The 20,948-nt window shown below is 46.9% G+C and carries 20 protein-coding genes and 1 other RNA gene; 19 read left to right on the plus strand and 2 right to left on the minus strand.

Annotation, left to right across the window (positions count from 1 at the left end):
* The first annotated feature begins 28 nt into the window (after nt 1–28).
* The 12 genes from era (at nt 29) to rnpB (ending at nt 11,599) form a co-directional block, all read left to right on the plus strand.
* Nucleotides 29–928 (plus strand): GTPase Era, encoded by a 900-nt coding sequence (gene era / locus ACX9NY_RS02290; protein ID WP_145151051.1) that lies wholly within the window; start codon nt 29–31, stop codon nt 926–928.
* Nucleotides 929–1,032: 104 nt separating this feature from the next.
* Complete coding sequence (locus ACX9NY_RS02295) at nt 1,033–1,173, plus strand: YqzL family protein (protein WP_091013993.1); 141 nt, start codon at nt 1,033–1,035, stop codon at nt 1,171–1,173.
* Between the two features lie 33 nt (nt 1,174–1,206).
* The gene (recO, locus tag ACX9NY_RS02300; protein ID WP_339236016.1) at nt 1,207–1,959 is read left to right on the plus strand and encodes a DNA repair protein RecO; all 753 of its coding nucleotides are present in this window, start codon (nt 1,207–1,209) and stop codon (nt 1,957–1,959) included.
* 142 nt (nt 1,960–2,101) lie between these two features.
* Nucleotides 2,102–2,233, plus strand: coding sequence for a hypothetical protein (locus ACX9NY_RS02305; RefSeq protein ID WP_472476933.1), 132 nt, complete (start codon nt 2,102–2,104; stop codon nt 2,231–2,233).
* A gap of 135 nt (nt 2,234–2,368) precedes the next feature.
* Entirely contained in the window at nt 2,369–3,256 is an 888-nt protein-coding gene (gene glyQ, locus ACX9NY_RS02310) for a glycine--tRNA ligase subunit alpha (RefSeq protein ID WP_017687252.1), read from the plus strand.
* Entirely contained in the window at nt 3,249–5,324 is a 2,076-nt protein-coding gene (glyS, locus tag ACX9NY_RS02315) for a glycine--tRNA ligase subunit beta (protein ID WP_342570686.1), read from the plus strand. The genes glyQ and glyS overlap by 8 nt, the downstream gene beginning before the upstream one ends.
* 208 nt (nt 5,325–5,532) lie before the next feature.
* On the plus strand, nt 5,533–6,021 hold the full coding sequence (locus ACX9NY_RS02320) for a YaiI/YqxD family protein (protein ID WP_339236009.1): 489 nt from the start codon (nt 5,533–5,535) through the stop codon (nt 6,019–6,021).
* 47 nt (nt 6,022–6,068) lie between these two features.
* Nucleotides 6,069–7,889 (plus strand): DNA primase, encoded by a 1,821-nt coding sequence (dnaG, locus tag ACX9NY_RS02325; protein ID WP_339236006.1) that lies wholly within the window; start codon nt 6,069–6,071, stop codon nt 7,887–7,889.
* A 43-nt stretch (nt 7,890–7,932) separates the two neighbouring features.
* A complete protein-coding gene (rpoD, locus tag ACX9NY_RS02330) occupies nt 7,933–9,072 on the plus strand; it encodes an RNA polymerase sigma factor RpoD (RefSeq protein WP_062835490.1) in 1,140 nt (379 codons plus the stop codon).
* Between the two features lie 184 nt (nt 9,073–9,256).
* Complete coding sequence (locus ACX9NY_RS02335; RefSeq protein WP_339236004.1) at nt 9,257–10,015, plus strand: tRNA (adenine(22)-N(1))-methyltransferase; 759 nt, start codon at nt 9,257–9,259, stop codon at nt 10,013–10,015.
* Nucleotides 9,991–11,106 carry a Nif3-like dinuclear metal center hexameric protein gene (locus tag ACX9NY_RS02340; RefSeq protein WP_472476936.1) on the plus strand — a complete coding sequence of 372 codons (1,116 nt, stop codon included), beginning with the start codon at nt 9,991–9,993 and terminating at the stop codon, nt 11,104–11,106. The genes ACX9NY_RS02335 and ACX9NY_RS02340 overlap by 25 nt, the downstream gene beginning before the upstream one ends.
* Nucleotides 11,107–11,188: 82 nt before the next feature.
* Nucleotides 11,189–11,599, plus strand: an RNA gene (gene rnpB, locus ACX9NY_RS02345) — RNase P RNA component class A.
* 282 nt (nt 11,600–11,881) lie between these two features.
* Here rnpB and ACX9NY_RS02350 read toward each other — a convergent pair.
* Nucleotides 11,882–13,111, minus strand: coding sequence for an aminotransferase-like domain-containing protein (locus ACX9NY_RS02350; protein ID WP_339235999.1), 1,230 nt, complete (start codon nt 13,109–13,111; stop codon nt 11,882–11,884).
* Nucleotides 13,112–13,219: 108 nt separating this feature from the next.
* On the opposite strand from ACX9NY_RS02350, the gene pdxR reads away from it, so the two are divergent.
* On the plus strand, nt 13,220–14,740 hold the full coding sequence (gene pdxR, locus ACX9NY_RS02355; protein WP_342570685.1) for a MocR-like pyridoxine biosynthesis transcription factor PdxR: 1,521 nt from the start codon (nt 13,220–13,222) through the stop codon (nt 14,738–14,740).
* 86 nt (nt 14,741–14,826) lie between these two features.
* The gene (locus ACX9NY_RS02360; RefSeq protein WP_339235994.1) at nt 14,827–15,084 is read left to right on the plus strand and encodes a hypothetical protein; all 258 of its coding nucleotides are present in this window, start codon (nt 14,827–14,829) and stop codon (nt 15,082–15,084) included.
* Nucleotides 15,085–15,182: 98 nt separating this feature from the next.
* Here ACX9NY_RS02360 and ACX9NY_RS02365 read toward each other — a convergent pair whose 3' ends face one another.
* The gene (locus ACX9NY_RS02365) at nt 15,183–17,057 is read right to left on the minus strand and encodes a S8 family peptidase (RefSeq protein WP_339256461.1); all 1,875 of its coding nucleotides are present in this window, start codon (nt 17,055–17,057) and stop codon (nt 15,183–15,185) included.
* Between the two features lie 284 nt (nt 17,058–17,341).
* Between ACX9NY_RS02365 and ACX9NY_RS02370 the strand changes: the two genes are divergently transcribed.
* The 5 genes from ACX9NY_RS02370 (at nt 17,342) to ACX9NY_RS02390 (ending at nt 20,944) form a co-directional block, all read left to right on the plus strand.
* On the plus strand, nt 17,342–17,848 hold the full coding sequence (locus ACX9NY_RS02370; RefSeq protein ID WP_105410364.1) for a YpuI family protein: 507 nt from the start codon (nt 17,342–17,344) through the stop codon (nt 17,846–17,848).
* Nucleotides 17,849–18,014: 166 nt separating this feature from the next.
* The gene (locus ACX9NY_RS02375; RefSeq protein ID WP_076211597.1) at nt 18,015–18,233 is read left to right on the plus strand and encodes a DUF1540 domain-containing protein; all 219 of its coding nucleotides are present in this window, start codon (nt 18,015–18,017) and stop codon (nt 18,231–18,233) included.
* A gap of 35 nt (nt 18,234–18,268) precedes the next feature.
* Nucleotides 18,269–18,682, plus strand: a complete 414-nt coding sequence (locus ACX9NY_RS02380; RefSeq protein ID WP_472476939.1) for a hypothetical protein — start codon at nt 18,269–18,271, stop codon at nt 18,680–18,682.
* 190 nt (nt 18,683–18,872) lie between these two features.
* Nucleotides 18,873–19,625 (plus strand): lytic transglycosylase domain-containing protein, encoded by a 753-nt coding sequence (locus tag ACX9NY_RS02385; RefSeq protein ID WP_472476941.1) that lies wholly within the window; start codon nt 18,873–18,875, stop codon nt 19,623–19,625.
* Between the two features lie 170 nt (nt 19,626–19,795).
* The gene (locus ACX9NY_RS02390; protein WP_472476943.1) at nt 19,796–20,944 is read left to right on the plus strand and encodes a cysteine desulfurase family protein; all 1,149 of its coding nucleotides are present in this window, start codon (nt 19,796–19,798) and stop codon (nt 20,942–20,944) included.
* The last annotated feature ends 4 nt before the right edge of the window (nt 20,945–20,948 follow it).

Here is a 20,948-nt window from a genome sequence, read left to right on the forward strand (position 1 = left end):
CCAGGCCTAGGCGCCTGAGGAGGAACATATGAAAAAACAAGCATTTAAATCCGGTTTTGTAGCTATTATTGGACGTCCGAACGTAGGTAAATCCACACTGATGAACCAGGTGATCGGTCAGAAAATTGCGATCATGTCGGACAAGCCGCAAACCACTCGTAATAAAATTCATGGTGTGTACACATCTGAACATCAGCAAATCGTATTCCTCGATACCCCGGGGATTCACAAACGTCAATCCAAACTGGGCGATTACATGAACCAGACTGCTCTGAACACGCTTGGAGAAGTGGAAGCAGCACTATTCCTGATTGACGCTTCGGAAGGTATGGGTGGCGGTGACCGTTATATTGCGGAACAGTTGAAAAATATCCGTACACCGGTCATTCTTGTCATGAATAAAATTGACAAAATCGAGCCGGAAGCGCTGCTTCCTCTTATCGAGGAGTATCGCAAGTTACATGATTTCGCTGAAATCGTGCCTGTTTCTGCCATGCTCGGCAGTAATGTAAGCACCTTATTGGAACAGCTCGGCAAGTATTTGCCAGAAGGTCCACAGTACTATCCGGATGACCAGGTTACTGACCATCCAGAGCAGTTTGTATGTGCGGAATTGATTCGTGAGAAAATTTTGCAGATGACTCGCGAAGAAGTACCACACTCCATCGCGGTAACGATTGAGGATATGAAAGTACAAGATAACGGTGTCGTTTATATCTCAGCCGTCATTTTTGTGGAACGGGATTCGCAAAAAGGAATCATCATCGGGAAGCAGGGTGCCCTTTTGAAAGAAGTGGGTAAACGAGCTCGTCATGATATCCAAAATCTGCTCGGCTCCAAAATTTTCATGGATCTGTGGGTTAAAGTGAAAAAAGACTGGAGAAATCAGGATCGAGTTCTGCGTGATCTTGGCTTTGGCCGCGAATAATCACCGGATTTGTATCCAGTAATTGCAACACATAGTTTACCTTGCAAGACTCCATCCTATTTGGTAGATGCAGACGTCATTTCCGAAGAGAGGATGAAATTCCGATGCGAGATTTTTCGTGGAAGGTTTTTGCGATGACGGGGGATGTAGAGTCCTATTTGTTATATACCGAGGCGTGTAACTCGTTAGGACAGGAGTCGGATCATGCAAGGGAAGTGATTGAAGATGAAGAAGCCGAAGGATAATTGGCTGATTCGGGAATGGTTAGGTGACGAGGCATGCTATACAGGGTGGAAGGGATTGTCATCCGCAGCATGGACTACGGCGAAGGGAACAAAATCATTACGCTTTGCACCGAAAGCGGCGGGAAAGTAGGGGTACTCGTCCGCGGTGCCAAAAAGCCCAAGAGCCGACATGCTGCACTGGTGCAGCCGTTTACGTATGGTCAATATGTATATTTTCGCAATACAGGTCTAGGCACACTGAACGCTGGAGAAATTGTTGAATCCTATCATGAGTTGCGTGAAGATCTGGTCAAGGCCTCTTATGCTTCTTATGCGTGTGAACTATTGGATCGTGTACTTCAGGATGAAGAGACAGGTGCTTTTTGGTTCAAGCAGTTGAAGGCGTGCTTGCAAGCGTTGAAGGAGGAGAAAGATCCGATTGTCATAACAAGTCTGTACGAAATGAAGATATTACAGGCAGCCGGTTATGGTCCGCAGTTTGACGAGTGCATCTCCTGCAATCAGGAGCGACCGGATGAGCAGTTGTTTGTAAGTCCAAGACTTGGTGGTGTCCTGTGTCGTGCATGCAAACATTTCGATCCTCCAGCGATGTCAGTCAGTCCAAAGGCTCTGAAATTGTTACGTTTGTTCGCACAGTTGGATCTGCAGCGTTTGGGAAATATATCAGTGAGTGAATCTACCCGTGATGAGATCAAAAAGCTGATGCGTGCTTTTATGGATCATCAGCTTGGTCTGAATCTTAAATCCCGTTCTTTCCTCGATCAGATGGAGAAGTACGGGATTTGAGGCGTTTTTGTGGAAGTGAAACTATATCTTGACTTCATACTAGATTTTATATATTATGAAATATAATTTCTCTTTATGAGACATGCATTGAACGAGAGAGTAGAAGTCTGGATTTATTGCATTTATGGAGACAAGTCGTTGTATGACACTTGCAATCATGAATGAGCGAGCCGGGGATGGTGGAAGCCTGGCTGAATCGGTCTTTGAAACGGCACTCGGGAGCATGAATGGACACGGAAAAGTGGGCTGGAACGAACAGGATCATCTTGTTTGATCCAAGCCAAGTAGGGTGGAACCGCGGGAATAGCTCTCGTCCCTACGTCTGTACAACAGGCGTAGGACGGGGGCTATTTATTGTTGTCTGCACCGTTCTAAGCTTGCCAACAAACCATCGAAAAGGAGCATGATTATGAATTTTCAGCAGATGATTCTAACGCTGCAACAATTCTGGGCCGAGCATAACTGTATTATTGTCCAGCCATACGATACGGAAAAAGGGGCAGGTACGATGAACCCGATGACCTTTTTGCGTTCGCTTGGACCCGAACCTTGGAAAGTGGCCTATGTGGAGCCTTCCCGTCGTCCTTCGGACGGACGTTATGGCGAGAACCCTAACCGGCTGTACCAGCATCACCAGTTCCAGGTAATCATCAAGCCTTCTCCAGACAATATTCAGGAAATTTACTTGGAAAGTCTGAAACGCCTGGGTATTGATCCGCTCAAACATGATATTCGGTTTGTCGAAGATAACTGGGAGAATCCTTCCCTTGGTTGTGCAGGTCTTGGTTGGGAAGTTTGGTTGGACGGAATGGAAATTACGCAATTTACGTATTTCCAACAGGTTGGTGGAATTGAGACAAATCCGGTAGCTGTTGAAATTACGTATGGTATGGAGCGTTTGGCTTCTTACATTCAGGATAAAGAAAATGTGTTTGATCTGGAGTGGGTGGAAGGTATCACTTATGGTGATGTATTCCGTCAGCCAGAATTCGAACACTCTAAATATACGTTTGAAGTATCTGATGTCAAAATGCTGTTTACACTCTTCAACATGCATGAAGAAGAAGCAAACAAGGCTATGGCACAGCATCTGGTGTTCCCGGCATATGACTATGTGTTGAAATGTTCCCACACATTCAACCTGTTGGATGCACGTGGAGCCATCAGTGTAACGGAACGTACGGGTTACATCACACGTGTCCGTAATCTGGCTCGCCAAGTCGCTGCAACATATATGGAAGAGCGTGAGAAGCTAGGCTTCCCGCTGATCAAGAAAGGGGGAGCCGAGCATGTCTAAGGATCTGTTGTTTGAAATCGGACTGGAAGAAGTACCTGCACGTTTCATGCGCGCAGCGATTGCGCAGCTGCAAGAGCGTGTCGTGAAATGGCTTGATGCATCCCGCATTGCTTATGGTGAAGTGAATGCGTATGCTACACCTCGCCGACTGGCTGTTTTGATCCAGAATGTGGCTGATAAGCAGGAAGATATAGAGGAAGAAGTAAAAGGTCCTTCACGCAAAATTGCCCTGGACGACAGTGGCAATTGGAGCAAGGCTGCACTCGGTTTCGCGCGCAGTCAAGGTGTTGAACCGGACCAGTTCACATTCAAAGAACTGAACGGTGTCGAATATATCTATGCAATGAAGTCCAGTAAAGGTGTGGAGACGGCTTCTGTGATTGGCGAAGGATTGCTTTCTGTATTGCATGCCATGACGTTCCCGAAATTCATGCGTTGGGCTTCCTATGATTTCAAATTTGTACGTCCAATCCGCTGGATTGTGGCTATGCTGGGCAGTGATGTCATCGATCTGGAAGTGACAGGTGTGAAGTCGGGTAATGTAACTCGCGGACATCGTTTCCTCGGTAAGGAGGCCGTGATCTCCACTCCGTCTTCATACGTTGAAGTGCTGCGTTCAGAGCATGTCATTGCAGATATTCAGGAACGTGAACAGATGATTGTATCCCAGATTCAAGCACTGGCTAGTGAGAAGAAATGGGATATTGCGATTAAGGAAGATTTGTTAGAGGAAGTCCTGTTCCTGGTGGAAACACCTACCGTATTGTTCGGGACATTCGATTCTTCATTCTTGAATATTCCGCAAGAAGTATTGATTACTTCCATGCGTGAGCATCAGCGTTATTTCCCTGTACTGGACAATGAAGGACAATTGTTGCCATTCTTCGTGACAGTACGTAACGGTGGAAGTGATTCACTGGATGTTATTGCAAAAGGGAATGAGAAAGTACTGCGTGCACGTCTGTCTGATGCCAAGTTCTTCTATGAGGAAGACCAGAAGTTACAGATTAAGGATGCATTGTCGAAGCTGGAAAGTATCGTCTTCCAGGAAGAGCTGGGAACGGTTGGAGATAAAGTGCGCCGTATTCGCAAAATTGCTGATGGGATTGCTGCTAAATTGCAAGTATCCGCTGATGTTGCCGAGTCGGTCAGCCGCTCAGCAGATATCTGCAAATTCGATCTGGTGACACTGATGGTGGGTGAATTCCCGGAACTGCAAGGTGTGATGGGTGAGGATTACGCTCGTAAATCCGGTGAAAAAGAAGAAGTGGCCAAAGCGGTATTTGAACACTATCAGCCACGTTTCGCTGGAGATCAATCCCCTGCGTCTCTTGTCGGTGCCATTGTGAGTGCTGCGGACAAAATGGATACAATCGTGGGTTGTTTCTCCATTAACATCATTCCAACGGGATCTCAAGATCCGTATGCACTGCGCCGTCAGGCTGCAGGTATTGTACAGATTTTGCTGGATCACAAGCTTCCGCTGACATTGTCAGACGTATTCGGAGTAGCACTTCAAGTACATGCACAGATGAACCTGTTGAAACGTGCAGATGAAGAGGTGCGTAAAGACTTGCAAGACTTCTTTGGTCTTCGTGTGAAAAAATTGTTGTCTGAAACCGTTCGTTACGACGTAGTGGATGCCGTAATCTCTTCCGGATTCGATGATATTAGTGCTGTAGTTCCAAAAGGTGAAGCGTTGATGGCTGCGGTTCTGACAGGAGACGCATTCAAAACAACGGTTGAATCGTTCAACCGTGTGGGTAACCTGGCTGCCAAAGCATCCACTGCTTCTGTACATCCAGAACTGTTCACAGAAGATGGAGAGCGTCAGCTACACGAGTCATGGAGTAGAACGAATGCAGAATATCGTCAGGCATTGACTCAGCATGATGCTGCTGAAGCACTGGCTATTGCATCAGCTTGGAAAGATGGGATTACCTCATTCTTCGATTCGGTCATGGTTATGGCTGAAGATGAGGCTGTCCGTGCGAATCGACTTGCCTTGCTTGCGGCTATTGATCGCGACTTGAAAGGATTTGCTGATTTTTCCAAGTTGGTTTGGTAATTGGGCGTATTTCATGAGTCCTTTTCCACAGACTTGGAGCAAAGCTAAAATTCAGTATTAAAGAAGGATATATGAGGGTATAAATATACGGAACGGGTTGTGAAATGTATTTTTGACAACCGCTCCGTATTTTAGCCTTTGATTTCCCTTGTTGTGGCAGAAGGATTTTGCCTGGCCGGGGTCGTATATTACAATATGCAGCTATTTTATGAAACCGGGTGGTCTGAGTTTGAGTGAGTTGAATGTACGTCATATTGTTGTGGATGGTGATGCTTGCCCGGTCAAAACCGAGATTGCGCAAACCGCTCGCCTTTTCAACATCCCTGTACTGTTAGTCTCTTCATTTGATCATTTGCTTCAAGGGGGAGAAGGGGTGCGTACCGTGCAAGTGGATCGCAGTGATCAGAGCGCAGATCTCTATATTGCTAATCATATTAAGCCATATGATGTGGTTATCACTCAGGACTATGGACTTGCGGCACTTGCGCTCGGCAAACGTTGTTATGTTTTATCCTTTCGTGGTCGTGAGTTTAACGACCGTGACATTGATTTCATGTTGGATTCTCGTCATACTGCGGCCAAAGCACGAAAAAGAGGCCACTACGGGAAAGGCCCAAAGCCTTTCACAGAGCAGGATCGTGAAATTTTTCAACATAAACTGACAAAACTTTTAAAAGATTTGCAGGAGAATGTGTAAGTTTATCGAATTATATTTACGTGTTGAAGAGATGAAGGTGGCCAGAGATGAGTACCGGACAAGGCGGTATACCCGAAAGTATTATTGAATCGGTGTTGCAGCAGAATGATATTGTCGATACGGTGAGCCGATTTGTGCATCTGACCAAGCAGGGGAAGTATATGAAAGGCCTCTGTCCTTTTCATTCCGAGAAGACGCCTTCGTTCACCGTTACACCTGAGAAACAAATTTTCTACTGCTACGGTTGCGGCACGGGTGGAAATGCCATCAAATTCAGGATGGAAATCGAAGGGTTATCCTTTCCCGAGGCTGTCAAAACGATGGCGGAAGAAAGTCACATCTCTATGGGGGACTGGCAAGGGCGTGAATCTGCTCATGTGAATCCGGAGACTGAACGTCTGTTGGAGGCTTATGAGCTTACCGCGAAGCTGTATCATTTTTTGTTGAAAAATACAGAGCACGGCAAGTCAGCCATGGAATATTTACGCTCCAGAGGTTTTGGCGACAAGTTGATTGACCAGTTCCAGATTGGTTTCGCACCAAATCGTTGGGACACACTGGTACAATTTCTTGAAAAACGTAATTATCCGCTCGAAGAAATGGAAAAGGGTGGACTTCTATCTCCGCGAAATGAAGGTCAGGGATATGTGGACCGATTCCGAGACCGGATCATGTTCCCGATTAATGGCAGGAGCGGTAAGCCAATTGCATTTGCAGGACGCATATTGGGAGATGGGCAACCGAAATATCTAAATTCACCGGAAACCCGGTTATTTAACAAAAGCCGTGTTCTCTATAATCTGCATCAGGCCAAAAATGCAATTCGCAAACAAAGACAAGCCATTTTGTTCGAGGGATATGGTGATGTCATCTCCGCATGGGATCAGGACATCCAGAATGGTGTAGCTGCAATGGGTACTGCGCTAACCGAGAATCAGGCACTGATGCTCAAAGGCATGTGCGACGAAGTCATCATATGTTATGACGGCGACAAAGCAGGACAGGCTGCTGCACTGAAAAACTTCCCCATTCTTGAGGAAGCCGGATTGCAGGTCAAAGTGGCTCTCATACCCGAGGGACTTGACCCGGATGACTTTATCCGGAAGCATGGTGGTGAACGGTTCCGAAACCAGATTGTGGACGGTGCCGTGACAACTACAAAATTTAAACTTATAAACTTAAAAAAAAGCCATATACTGCTAGAGGGTGGCGGACAAATCGCCTATTCGAAAGAAGCAGTAAAATTGATTGCCCCCTTGCCTTCTCCAACAGAGAGGGAAGTGTATCTTCGTGAACTGGCTGCAGAAGTGGACGTATCGTTCGAAACATTGAAGCAGGAGTGTAATGAAGAACGGGAGGCGATGAAAAATAACCTACAGTATGGGGATAATAACCCGAAAAGGTGGAATAATGGTAGGCAACAAAATAGGCAGGTGCCTACACCTAATCTGTTGCCGGCTTATCACGCTGCTGAACGCAAACTGATTGCCTGGATGTTACAGGATGATGAGGCTGCCCAGTACGTGAATGAGCATCTTGGTGAAGCTTTTAACTTGGATGATCATGCAGCTATTGCTGCTTATCTATATGCCTACTATGCGCAAGGCAAACCGTCGGATACAAGTCGTTTTATGTCTTCACTGCATGACGATCGTTTGGAAAAAACGGTCAGTTCAATCTCGATGATGGATGGTCCAGGTGAATGGAGTATTCAAATGCTCGATGATTGCATCAGGGAAGTGCTGAAGTATCCACGTAAGAAAGAGTACGATTTGAAAAAAGAAGAAATGATTGCTGCAGAGCGGGCAGGTGATTCTGTACGCGCGGCACAGATCGCAATTGAAATGATTGCCCTAGAGAGACAGTGAACGTCTGATGATTAGATGTTTCTAGGGAGGAGGGAGTCGAGTTATGGCGAATGATCAGCATACTGAACTAGAAACAGAATTGACACTGGATCAGGTTAAAGATCAATTGATTGAATCAGGTAAGAAAAGAGCTTCGCTGAATTACAAGGAAATTATAGAGAAACTCTCTCCTTTTGAGCAGGATGCAGAGCAAATGGATGAGTTCTACGAGCAACTGAGCGATCTGGGTATTGATGTAGTGAATGAAAACGATGAAGAGGTTACACTTCGTCCTAGTGAAGATTCCGAAAACAACACCAGAGAGGGAGAGGACGAATTCCACTTTGATGATGATCTGAGCTTGCCGCCAGGAATCAAAATCAATGACCCTGTCCGTATGTATCTCAAGGAAATTGGTCGTGTGCCATTGTTGTCGGCAGATGACGAAGTACAACTGGCTAAACGGATTGAGAACGGGGATGAAGAAGCCAAGCGTCGTCTGGCTGAAGCGAACCTTCGACTCGTAGTCAGTATCGCCAAGCGTTACGTTGGACGTGGAATGTTATTCCTTGATTTGATCCAGGAAGGTAATATGGGCCTGATCAAAGCGGTTGAGAAGTTCGACCACAAAAAAGGATATAAGTTCAGTACGTATGCCACATGGTGGATCCGTCAAGCCATTACTCGTGCTATTGCTGACCAGGCGCGTACCATTCGTATCCCTGTGCATATGGTGGAGACGATTAATAAGCTGATCCGGGTATCCCGTCAGCTGTTGCAGGAACTTGGGCGTGAACCGACACCGGAAGAAATCGCTGCTGAGATGGATCTGAGTGTGGAGAAAGTTCGTGAAATTACGAAGATTGCACAGGAACCGGTTTCTCTGGAAACACCGATCGGTGAGGAAGATGATTCCCATCTGGGTGACTTCATTGAGGATCAGGAAGCACTTGCTCCGGCGGATGCTGCTGCGTATGAGTTGCTGAAAGAACAGCTCGAAGATGTGTTGGATACACTGACTGAACGTGAAGAGAACGTGCTTCGTCTACGTTTTGGTCTGGACGATGGACGGACGAGAACACTGGAGGAAGTCGGCAAGGTGTTTGGTGTTACGCGTGAGCGTATCCGTCAGATCGAAGCCAAGGCTCTTCGTAAATTGCGTCACCCGAGTCGTAGTAAACGACTCAAGGATTTCCTCGAATAATTGAACTACGGGAGACTTTCCGCAAGACGCATTAGCGGCGGCGGGGTCTCCTTTATTTTTAATTTGAACGTCTTGATTTCTTGGTTTTGGAAATTCATCCTTGAAATGTTTGATTGGATTTTATTTTATCGCTTTTCCTTGTTCAATGCAAATCAATAAATTAAATGAATGGTGTAGGTGCTTCATGAAACTTTCGAATCGATTACAGCGAATACATGATCAAATTCCCGATGGTAGCCGCATGGCTGATATCGGTTCAGACCACGCGCTGCTGCCAGTAGCCGCAATCCGCAGTGGGAAAGCCGCGAGTGCAGTAGCCGGGGAAGTTAATCCTGGCCCTTATGATGCTGCATGCAAACAAGTCAGTGATGCTGGCCTGAAAGAAAAAATAACGGTACGCCGTGGAGACGGATTGGATGTGATCTCTGCGGGAGAAGTGGATGTCATCACCATTGCAGGTATGGGTGGTGCTCTCATTGCCTCCATTTTGGACCGAGGTTTATCCAAACTGGATGGAGTGCAGTTACTTATTTTGCAACCGAATGTGGGAGAGGATATTCTCAGACGCTGGTTGCTGGAGCATCACTGGGTGGTTGTAGCAGAACAGTTGCTCGAAGAAGATGGCAAGATCTACGAGATTATAACGGCGATGCCACAATCCGTAAGCCCGATTGCAAATGAAGAAGTGTATCGTGCACGTCCGCTTCAAGGCGGGGCAGAATTGACGGAAGATTTGCTGCTGCGGATGGGACCCTATTTGGTGGATCGTCCAACGGATGTATTTTTTGCGAAATGGGAAAGTGAGATCATCAAATTGCAAGGGGTTGTAAACTCCATCTCCAAATCCGATCAGGATTCTTCTCGGGACAAGGCGGCTGAGGTAGAGCGTCTTATCGCAAACTTGAAGGAGGTTTTGGCATGTTTGCCAAAGGTCAAACTGTAATTCAACTGATGGAGCAGCTCGCTCCCAAACATCTGGCTGTACCGGATGACCGGATTGGTCTACAGCTCGGCAGTTTGCAAAAAGAAATCAGCCATGTGTTAGTTGCATTGGATGTAACGAATGAAGTAGTGGATGAAGCGATTCGCATCGGTGCCAACCTGATTATCGCGCATCACGCCATCATTTTCAGACCAGTTAAGTCACTGAGTACAGATACACCTATGGGTAAATTGTATGAAAAGCTGATTAAGCATGATATTGCTGTTTATATCAGTCATACGAACCTGGATGTGGCCGAGGGTGGTATGAATGACTGGATGGCCGAGGCACTTGGCATCGACAGTAAAGAATCGTTGGAAGATGTACACACAGATCATCTGTACAAGCTGGCTGTATTTGTCCCACGTACGCATCATGAACAGGTGCTTCAAGCGGTTCTTGAAGCCGGAGCGGGGAGTATCGGCCAATACAACAAGTGCAGCTTCAACACGGAAGGTACAGGAACGTTTGTACCTGGTGAAGGGACTGAGCCGTTTATCGGAACCCAAGGGCAGATGGAACGTGTGGAAGAAATGCGGATTGAGACCATCGTACCCCAAAGTCTGAGAAGTAAGGTCGTTCAGGCGATGCTTAAGGCTCATCCGTATGAGGAAGTGGCCTACGATCTCTATGCAATGGATTTAAAGGGCCGTACGCTTGGTCTGGGGCGCTTGGGACCCCTTAGGGAGCCTAAGACATTAGGTGAGCTTGTGGAGGTCGTGAAGACCGAATTCAATGTGCCTCATGTACGTGTTGTCGGAGATCTGAACAAGCAGATCAAAAAAGCAGCGGTTCTTGGCGGTTCGGGCAGCCGTTACGCGCTCACTGCCCGCTTCAAAGGTGCGGATGTTATTGTGACCGGAGATATTGATTATCACACGGCTCATGATGCGTTAATGGCAGGCATGTGTATCATCGACCCAGGTCATAATTCCGAGAAGATTATGAAACCAAAAACGGCTGATTGGCTTCGTTCCCGTTTGGAAGAGAAACGATATGATACGCAAGTTACAGCTTCAGAGGTCAATACGGAGGTATTCCAGTTTATCTAAAAAGACAGTTGCTGTGTGATTCCCAGTAATATTAAGCTTGTCTGGGAACCCAAATGCCTGTATACTATGTAATGTTGTTCGGAAAGCTTGACAGACAATCGCTGGTGGCCCTTTGTTGCCACGAGAGGAAAGTCCGGGCTCCACAGGGCAGGATGCTGGATAACGTCCAGTCAGCGCGAGTTGAAGGATAGTGCCACAGAAATGGACCGCCGATGGCCGGATTTTCCGGCACAGGCAAGGATGGAACCGAGGTGTAAGAGACCCCGAGGAACGCTGGTGACTTCGTTCCTGGTAAACCCCATCTGGAGCAAGACCTAATGGGACACAGTCGCCTCTTCGGAGGAGGCAGCCTTAGCCCGAGGTGTGTCTAGGTTGGTCGCTTGAGCTGTGCAGCAATGTATGGCCTAGATAGATGATTGTCGCTTCTGGTGGGAGGGTAGTTCCCGTATGAACCACGAAGAGCACAGAACCCGGCTTACGGTAAGCTTTCCTAACTGCAACAACAGTATTACAGTGTAGTCCACCTATCAGTCGAGGACAATCCGTGTGATTCACCGATGGCCTGACTGATCAGAAGGACCCATGCATATCTGGATAAACATAATTCCTGTTGATGACAGGTTCTATACTATAAAAAAAGGTGGCAGTTCCGATATTCTCGGGCCTGCCGCCTTTTTTTTGTTGCTCATATCAAGTTTTGGACGTGCCTGGTGTTTTCAGACACGTCCTAATCAATGTCATACGCAAAATATAGGGCAACGTTTATGACAGTTCATTACAGTGTAACAACACTGTCCGATGTTAACGAAGCGTGCCAGCGTTGGATGGCGCGATCCATTCTTTCCACGGCTTCAGGAAGAAGCTCAGGGTCTGTATGAGTAAAGTTGATTCGCATGCGGTTTAACTCTGGTGTACCTGCATAGAAGGAATCACCCGGAACAATGCACACTTTCTCCTGGATACCGTAAGTGAATAGATTGCTTGCCAGCATGCCTTCTGGTAGTTGCAGCCACAAGAACATGCCACCTTGTGGTGAATTCCATGAGATGCCTTCCCATGACTTGGCTGCCATGAGAGTGGTCAGTGTTTTCATCCGTTGTTCATAATCCTTTGAAATATGACGAATATGCGCATCCAGATCGAAAGATTCAAGCAGCGCATGAAGCGCTCTTTGGTCAATGCTGCTGGAATGCAAGTCGGCGCCTTGTTTGGCGCGTGCTGCCATTTTAACAATATCGGGAGCAGCCAGTATCCAGCCCGTACGAAGGCCGGGTGCTACCGTTTTGGAGAATGTACTTGTGTAGATAACATTGGAAGGGCCATCATAGGATACGGCATCCAGTTCTGCGAGAGCAGGGACATCCAATTGCTCTGGATTGAACCGGATTTCACCATAGGGGTCATCTTCCAAAATAAGTACGCCGTACTTGCGGCACAGATCCACAGCCTGCTTTCTTCTTTCTCGAGACCATACTTTTCCCGTAGGATTGGAGAACGTGGGGTTAATATAGACCAGTTTTGGACGATGCAACTGGAGCTGTTCCTCCAGAGACTCAGGCAACATGCCGTGATCATCACAGGCTACGCCGTGAGATTCAGCTTGATAGGAATGGATGACTTGCAGAGCAGCGAGGTAGGTTGGTGATTCAACTAATACGCGGTCACCCGGGTCAAGAAGGATGCGGCAGACCAAGTCAATAGATTGCTGTGAACCCGTAGTGAGAAGCATATGATCAGGTGAAGCGGGAATGCCCTTGGATTCGAGACGTTCGGCGATTTTGGCGCGAAGAGGACGGTAGCCCTCAGTCTCTGCATATTGAAGAGCGGCTGCTCCGCTCATAAATACTTTTTCATACGCAACACGAATGGCTTCCAGCGGAAAAGAAGTCTGGGCTGGTAATCCACCGGCTAGCGAGATCATTCCAGGTGCCTGAGCGGCCTGGAGCATGTCGCGAACGACAGAGGACGGGGTATTTTGTGCCATTTTGGACCATGGGATACTCATGTTATTCTCATCTCCTGTTATTCACTGTTATACTGATATTATAAACTATAATAGACGGACTGCACTATAACAGTAAAATGAAGATCATAACAGTTGGGGGGCGCAACCATGCATATTGAATTAAAGCGGGGAAGCAGTACCAAATTGTACGTGCAGATTGCACTAACAATTGCCGATCGTATCAGATCAGGACTCATTGAACCCGGAACCCGACTTCCTTCTGTTCGCAAAATGACCACAGATTTGGGTGTTAGCCTGGTCACTGTATCCAAAGCGTATGCTGAACTCGAAGCGATTCAACTGATCACCTGCTCTCAGGGGAAAGGTTGTTATGTAAGAGGTACTCTAAACGCGGATTCGATGGAGGATGTGGATCGAGCCAAGCGTAATCATCTTAACAGTGAATCCGGTACGTCATGGAATTGGCAGATGGCACTTGTGGATTATTTACCCCGAGCGCAGCTCTGGAGACATTTCGATACGTCCCCTCAAGTACGGTATGAACTACATATGTCAGCGATTCAGCCTGAACTGCTGCCTACACGCGAGATTATTGACAGTGCCTACCGGCTCTCCTCTGACCATGCAGAGCGTATGGCGGCGTACGGATCTTTTCAGGGAGATCGGGAGCTCAGACAGATCTTCGCCGAACATTTTGCCGAACGTGGACTACAGGTAGTACCTGAACGCATGCTAATCACAAGTGGTGCTCAGCAGGGGATTGATCTTGTGGCCCGGACTTTTATTGGACCTGGGGATGTTGTATATATGGAGGCGCCAAGCTATACCGGAGCCATTGATGTATTTACGAGTAGAGGTGCGAAGATCATTACGGTCCCGATGGATGACGAAGGCATGCGTATCGATCTGTTGACCCGATTATGTGATACCTATCCGCCCAAACTCATCTATACGATCCCGACTTATCATAATCCAACAGGTATTACGATGAGTGCGAGAAGGCGGGCACAGCTTCTGAATCTCGCGCAAAGCTACCACTGCCTCATCCTGGAGGATGATCCATTTGCAGATCTTTATTTTCGGGACCCTCCGCCAGCTTCCATTAAATCGATGGATGGGTCAGGCCATGTCGTATATATCAAAAGCTTCAGCAAGGTGCTCTCTCCCGGTTGCCGCATAGCCTGTGCTATCGCTGATGGAAGTGTACTGACCCGGCTTGTGGCTGCGAAGTCAACGGCGGATCTGGGTAGTCCGTTGCTTACACAAAAGGCATTGCAATCTTTCATTCAGAATCAGTACGGTGCCTATGTATCCCGATTGAGGGATGAATTGTATTCTCGTTTGCGTGCCGCATCTGAAGTGCTGGAAGAGCATGCTCCTATGGGAATGCAATGGCGTTTGCCAGAGGGAGGACTCAATCTGTGGCTCCAACTTCCGAGCAACCTGGATATGCGTGAGCTGCATCATCAGTCCTTGGCTGCAGGGGTCTCTTTCCTGCCGGGTTCCGCCTGTTATGTAGGGGAGATGGATACACCAAGTCTGCGCATCTGCTTCACGGTTACGAGTGTGGAGCTTTTGTGTGAGGGTCTTCGTGTACTGTGCGGAGTCATTGCTAGTGTGACACCTGGGCAGGGTGGGGCAGTGGCGGACAGGCTACCGCTCATATAATTTTTCGGAGTATGGACATACATCCAATCCACTTTCGACCTGCTGCAATAGGTTATAGTATCACCAGAAAGGGAGTTGGTTTTGAAATGAACCATTACTGTCCACCGCTTTGCCCGATTGTCTGTGACCCAATCCAGGTTGTTGAGGATTACTACATCCCACAAATCGTGCCTGTAATCCACCCGATCGAAGTAATCAAAAAACATCACTGTGTTCCGATTCATCACCACATGTATCCTGTTGTTGTCAAAGAAGAAGATCCTTGCTATGTATCCAGTCACAATGCGAAGAAAAAATCCGTGAAAAAATCAAGTAAAGCCCGCACATCTTCACGCAAGCGCTAATTGCAGCGGGTGCCCCGGGGAATTGAATATAAATCAAAGAGCAGCGTACGCCCCGGGGCGCAGCTGCTTTTGTTTTTTACTGATTAGTGTTATTACGGTTAATGGGTATACTTCTTCATTGTATTATCCATTTGTTGTCTGACATGTTGCGGCCAGAACTGCAAAGGAGCGCTGTTGCCTGATGCGGCTTGCAATGCCTTATAGACATCGATTTGCCCATATCCAAAATACTTATCGTGACCCGGATCACCGAGGTCAATAACACTTTGACGCATCAAATCCATCACTTCTGTGTTGGTCAAATCCGGGTTTAACGAACGAATCAAACCTGCAAGTGCGGCTACATGGGGGCTAGCCATGGACGTTCCGGACAAGGCCGCATACTGATTGTTTGGATAGGTACTGGCGATACTCGAACCCGGAGCCATCACATCCACATAATCCCCATAGTTGGAGTAGGAAGCTTTGCTCATATCCGGGTCGGTAGCTGATACGGCAAATACTTCCGGATAAGCAGCAGGGTATCCTGGACGTTCTGTATTATCATTTCCCGTGGCTGCAATCAGGACGATATCCCGATCAAAAGCATATTTAACGGCATCATGAAGAAATTGTGCATCAGCATAATTGCCCAGACTCATGTTGATCACTTTGGCTCCATGATCGGCTGCCCAGATGATACCTTCGGCAACGGCATACGTGGTACCTGAACCCGAGTTGTCGAGTACTTTAACCGGTAGTACCTTGTTATACCAGCTCATGCCTGCCACGCCTTCATTATTGTTGACAATAGCACCGATAATGCCTGCGACATGTGTGCCATGTCCCACATCATCCATCGGTTTGCTTCCCGGCTCGACCACATTATAACCTTCGAGGAGTTTGCCCTTTAGGTCAGGGTGATTCATATCAACCCCCGTGTCAACGACTGCAACGATGACATCTTTGTTTCCCCTGGTAATATTCCAACCTCTGTTTGTCTCAATCGCAGGCAGGTTCCACTGATAATCGGAGAACAAAATGTCATTGGGTATCGTAACATCGGTTTGTTCAGTTACGGTATCATTGGTTAAATACATGTAGTGGGGTTCCATATAAAGTGGATTCCATTTGCTTTCGAAATAGCTATGCAATTGCTTGTAACTCATGTCTTCTGACCGAAAAACATACGTGTATCCCAGCTTGCGCGCAGATTGCATTCTTAGATCAGATTTAATGATACGCATATCCCGTTCACTGGGATCCTGGCGGAATCGGATAACGATTTCATTTTCGTAAAAATGACTGGCATTGGCGTTATCATGTCCGGTTTTCACTGTGATTTCGTTAAGTGTATCCGGGTGAACAGACTCAATCTTGAATTTACCCTCACGCGGATAAGGGATCATACGCAGATTTTTGCGTTGATGTTGTTCAACTGCATTTAATACATTCTGGCTGAACAAGGCAACTACAGCTCGTTTGCCATCTTTGGAGGGTTGCCCCATAACAAAATATTTTTCTTTTCCCAAAGGAAAAGAAGAGGATTCGAAACTTTGACGTTTGTTTACCGCTTTTTTGGCAAGGTTCAGTGCATGTTGAAGCTTCTGTTGTTCCAGCTTGCTTCCTAGTGTGGAAGCCTTATCTAACGGTTTGTCAAAAGAGCCATTGATATTCATGAGATGAATGGATCTGATATGTTCATGTGAGCCTTGGAGATCATTCACATATCGATTCACCTGCGCGGCATTCATTGTGGCGGTTTTCTCCAACATGATACTGAGATGTTGCTTAGCATCCATGCGGGTCAGAAGATCGGTTGCTTTGACATCCTGCACTTTCAGACGCTGTTTACTCGTGTGCTCTTCATGAGCAGAATCGGACAGGGCACTAGGTTTGGGCTCGGTACGATTTGATGTTGGAAGCAAAAGTGTAAGGGCGAGTGCTCCCGCACCAGCTGCAAGGGCCCAGTTAATCCATTTCGGTCTGGCCATGGCGGATGGATCCTCCTTCGTTCATTTTTGGACAGTCATTAACAGTGCTTCATCGTTGTCACTGGTTATATCTATCGTTAGAAAAAGTGGAACGTTTTATGCAAACAAGTTCGAGTCTAACTGCGTATAATAGGCATGTTCAATGGCAGAAACGGAAAGCATGATTAAGGGATACCGCTCGTCAACTTTTTATGGTAGGATTATAGCTGAGAATTCAAAGGTCAGGGGAAAACCACCGTTGGCCGACCTATATGTAAGGACTTATTTAAGGGGGAGCTACCTTTATGTCAGCAGCCAATGTACAGAAAACATGTGAGTCAACTAGGGAAAAGTTAAAACCGGCTATCGATCGGATTGAAAAATTTTTGAATGAGAATGCTTTGCCTGAACTGGATCAGAATCAGACGGAAGAATCAACAGTCTTCTACAAAGGATTTCTTTCAGATCTCCGTCATTTACTCGTTTTTTCTGAAGTTTCTTACGAAAAACTTGGCGTTGTGCTGCGTCGTGCCAACTTTGATGTCGATTTTGCCGAAAAGGCTCTTTATAATACGTATCACCAATGCGTAAACAGCTTTTTCTATCCCAAAAATGAATGTTATTCGGAAGACGGAAGATACGCTTACACAGGACAAGATGCCATTCGTTTTCGTGACAAGCCAATTCGTTCAGTGCGGGATGTCATTCTTGAGGTTTCCAAAACGTACGAAGAATTGCGCGATGATCTGGCATACTACGAAAGTGATTACCTGACTCAACGCCGTATGCAAAATCAACGGAATCACGCTTAACTAACGTTTGAATTTTAATATGATATTGGACGAAACCGCCCTTGTGGCGGTTTTTTTGTGTTTTCAGTCAGAAATTAACGGGGAGGGATCATGTCATCATCTGGCATTTTAGCGGAGAATATCGGGTTTGTGGCGGGGAGACAATAGTAGTCGAGGTGATAAAAAAATGAGCCAAGACAAACCAATTGTCAAATGCAGCGTCTCCAACTGTAACTTTTGGGGAGAGAACAACTTCTGCCAGGCTGATGCTATCATGATTGACATCGACCAACACGCCACCCGTCGTCTGCATGAGGAGTTTGCCGGTGAGACATTCGACTCGGATCATCATGATCATGCGCGTACATCCTCTGCAACCTGCTGTCACACGTTCAAACCCAAGTGAGCAGTCATCCCTATTCATAATGGAGGTGCTTCCAAATGAAAAATGACGATAACAACATTCGTTCTATTGATCGCCCTGAAAACAAAGGTGAGGTTGAAAAACAGCGTATGCGTGTGGATTATCCAAGGAGAGTACATCGGGAAGAGTACGGGGCTGAGGTGGCTCCTCCAACTGTTGTAAGAACTGGAGGCACCGAACATTCAGAACCTGTAGTTGAGAAGCATGAGGCAGACCGTGTCATGGAGTCAACAGGCAAGGTCGCAGGTTATATGGGGCTGGCCTTCGGTATTGCGTCCTTGTTCATGTGGTCAATCGTACTTGGACCAGCGGCAGCTGTTCTGGGTTACTATGCTTATGTAAATGGTCGGAAAACGGCGGGAGCTTGGTCCATTGGACTGGGTATTGTAGCTACGCTGAGTTATTTTTTCATGATCCCATTTGCGCGCTAGGTGTAAAATATGCTTCACCAAGCCTTCTGTTTGCACCCATGTGTGGTGACTTACAGGAGGTTTTTTTTTCGTATATACGCAGGTTAGACCGTGGGATTCAACTATTTTTTTAAAAACAATGGAACCTTGCTGTAAAACGATGTAGAATAAGGTCATATTACGCTTAATACTACGGGAGTGGGTATAAGTCATGCAGATAGATCCGAGTGGATCGCGGCAGTTGTTGGAACTGCAACTATCCAATGTGAATAACCAAACCAGTGGGTCACAACCAGATGCTGGTTCAACAGTGGATTTCGCCAATGTGATGGACGGGCTGTTAGGCACGGGTGCCAATTCGACGAGCAATACGGATTCCACCGCTACGGTCTCCAAAAGATCCAGTGAAGGTTTGTTGTGGTTGCAACTCGGAAGCACGTACAATCCGGATATAAATACGGCAGGATCGTCCTCTGTCTCCAATAACATCGTTGAGTCTTTATTATCTTCATCCAATACAGGAATCGTGGATTCCGGTGCATCCGTACCTACGGATTTTGAATCATTGATTGCGGAAGCAAGTGCAAAATATGGTGTGCCTGAATCATTGATTAAGGCCGTCATTGACACAGAGTCCAATTTTAACCCAAATGTTGTTTCCTCCGCCGGTGCCAAAGGGCTTATGCAATTAATGGATGGGACAGCTGCAGGGCTGGGTGTAAATAATTCATTTGATCCTGCCCAGAACATTGATGCCGGGACGAAATATCTTTCTCTTCAGCTCCAGCGTTTCGGTGGAGAAGTGAAGATGGCGCTTGCTGCATATAATGCAGGACCGGGTCGTGTTTCACGTCTGGGCGTGTCGAGTGATAGCGAACTGATGAGTGTACTTAACCGTCTGCCTTCAGAAACACAGAATTATATCTCCAAGGTGGAAAAGGCACAGTCTAAATATGTGATTTAAACTCACAGTAACATTTGCGATAACACATGATAGGCAGGATGAGATCAAATGTGGGGACAGCAGCGCTTGAAACGCCTGTTCCCGGTTGGTCTTTTTGTGTTGTATGGGTATCGTGTTACAATGCTCACTGTAGGTTCATGAACGAAGAGATAAGGGAGGTCTAACCTCATTTGAAATATTTTGATTATGCTGCTACCACGCCTCCCCATCCGGATGTAGTTCGTACGATGGCCGAGATTATGGAGACACAATTCGGTAATCCGTCCTCTATTCATGGATATGGAGAGCGTGCTCATCAATTGTTGCGTCGTGCACGCTCCGGCTGTGCTGCGGTGATAGGCGTTAAGCCTGAGGAGATTGTATTTACTTCCGGTGCGACCGAGAGCAATAATCTTGCGATAAAAGGTGCTGCATTACGTTATCAGTCACGAGGAAGACATATTGTCACAACGGCTACCGAGCATGCCTCGGTGTATGAAAGTTTTATGCAATTGCAACAGTGGGGATGGGATGTAACGCTAATTCCTGTCAATTCCGCTGGTGTTGTGAATGCTCAGCAGGTTATAGATGCAATCAGACAGGATACAGTGCTAGTAAGTCTGATGCATGTAAACAATGAAACAGGAGCTATCCATCCGATTGCAGAGATTGGCAAAGAGCTCAAAAAGAAAGCACCCCGAGTGCTTTTTCATGTGGATGGTGTTCAGGGGTTTGGAAAAATGGAGGCTTCACCTGCCGCTTGGGGCGCAGATCTGTACAGTTTGTCTGCTCACAAGATCCGTGGACCGAAGGGAGCAGGTCTCTTGTATGTGCGAAGTGGAGTGGAACTTACGCCACTCATGTCAGGGGGATCACAGGAGCAGGGTCTAAGAGCTGGCACGGAGAACGTGGCCTTGCTAGTAGGTATGGCAAAGGCCATGCGGATGGCAGCAGAAAACCAGGTTGATTATGCCCGTCGTACCCAGGTACTGCGTGATCGATTGATGGAAACGATACGTGATATTCCTGAATTTGAATTGAACAGTCGCACAGAGGGTGCACCTCATATTGTGCACTTCTCCTATCCCGGGATGAAGGCAGAAGTGGCGCTGCACACTTTGGAGCAACTTGGCGTAACCATCTCCACCCAATCTGCCTGCTCTTCGCGTTCGGCTGAACCGAGTCGGGCTCTACTTGCGATGGGCAGAGATGCAGCTTGTGCTGCTGGCGGATTGCGTATTAGTCTTGGAGATGAACATACAGAAGAAGATGTAGCCTTGCTTGAACGGGCTTTACATCAGATGGTGGCGCAGTTGCGACCCCTTGAAAGGCGGATGTGAATGG

The organism is Paenibacillus sp. CB74, assembly GCF_055687625.1.

Bases quoted from the DNA above. Each gene is read 5' to 3' on its own strand.
- era (WP_145151051.1), top strand. From the start codon at position 29: ATGAAAAAACAAGCATTTAAATCCGGTTTTGTAGCTATTATTGGACGT.
- ACX9NY_RS02295 (WP_091013993.1), top strand. From the start codon at position 1,033: ATGCGAGATTTTTCGTGGAAGGTTTTTGCGATGACGGGGGATGTAGAG.
- recO (WP_339236016.1), top strand. From the start codon at position 1,207: ATGCTATACAGGGTGGAAGGGATTGTCATCCGCAGCATGGACTACGGC.
- ACX9NY_RS02305 (WP_472476933.1), top strand. From the start codon at position 2,102: ATGACACTTGCAATCATGAATGAGCGAGCCGGGGATGGTGGAAGCCTG.
- glyQ (WP_017687252.1), top strand. From the start codon at position 2,369: ATGAATTTTCAGCAGATGATTCTAACGCTGCAACAATTCTGGGCCGAG.
- glyS (WP_342570686.1), top strand. From the start codon at position 3,249: ATGTCTAAGGATCTGTTGTTTGAAATCGGACTGGAAGAAGTACCTGCA.
- ACX9NY_RS02320 (WP_339236009.1), top strand. From the start codon at position 5,533: ATGAAACCGGGTGGTCTGAGTTTGAGTGAGTTGAATGTACGTCATATT.
- dnaG (WP_339236006.1), top strand. From the start codon at position 6,069: ATGAGTACCGGACAAGGCGGTATACCCGAAAGTATTATTGAATCGGTG.
- rpoD (WP_062835490.1), top strand. From the start codon at position 7,933: ATGGCGAATGATCAGCATACTGAACTAGAAACAGAATTGACACTGGAT.
- ACX9NY_RS02335 (WP_339236004.1), top strand. From the start codon at position 9,257: ATGAAACTTTCGAATCGATTACAGCGAATACATGATCAAATTCCCGAT.
- ACX9NY_RS02340 (WP_472476936.1), top strand. From the start codon at position 9,991: ATGTTTGCCAAAGGTCAAACTGTAATTCAACTGATGGAGCAGCTCGCT.
- ACX9NY_RS02350 (WP_339235999.1), bottom strand. From the start codon at position 13,111: ATGAGTATCCCATGGTCCAAAATGGCACAAAATACCCCGTCCTCTGTC.
- pdxR (WP_342570685.1), top strand. From the start codon at position 13,220: ATGCATATTGAATTAAAGCGGGGAAGCAGTACCAAATTGTACGTGCAG.
- ACX9NY_RS02360 (WP_339235994.1), top strand. From the start codon at position 14,827: ATGAACCATTACTGTCCACCGCTTTGCCCGATTGTCTGTGACCCAATC.
- ACX9NY_RS02365 (WP_339256461.1), bottom strand. From the start codon at position 17,057: ATGGCCAGACCGAAATGGATTAACTGGGCCCTTGCAGCTGGTGCGGGA.
- ACX9NY_RS02370 (WP_105410364.1), top strand. From the start codon at position 17,342: ATGTCAGCAGCCAATGTACAGAAAACATGTGAGTCAACTAGGGAAAAG.
- ACX9NY_RS02375 (WP_076211597.1), top strand. From the start codon at position 18,015: ATGAGCCAAGACAAACCAATTGTCAAATGCAGCGTCTCCAACTGTAAC.
- ACX9NY_RS02380 (WP_472476939.1), top strand. From the start codon at position 18,269: ATGAAAAATGACGATAACAACATTCGTTCTATTGATCGCCCTGAAAAC.
- ACX9NY_RS02385 (WP_472476941.1), top strand. From the start codon at position 18,873: ATGCAGATAGATCCGAGTGGATCGCGGCAGTTGTTGGAACTGCAACTA.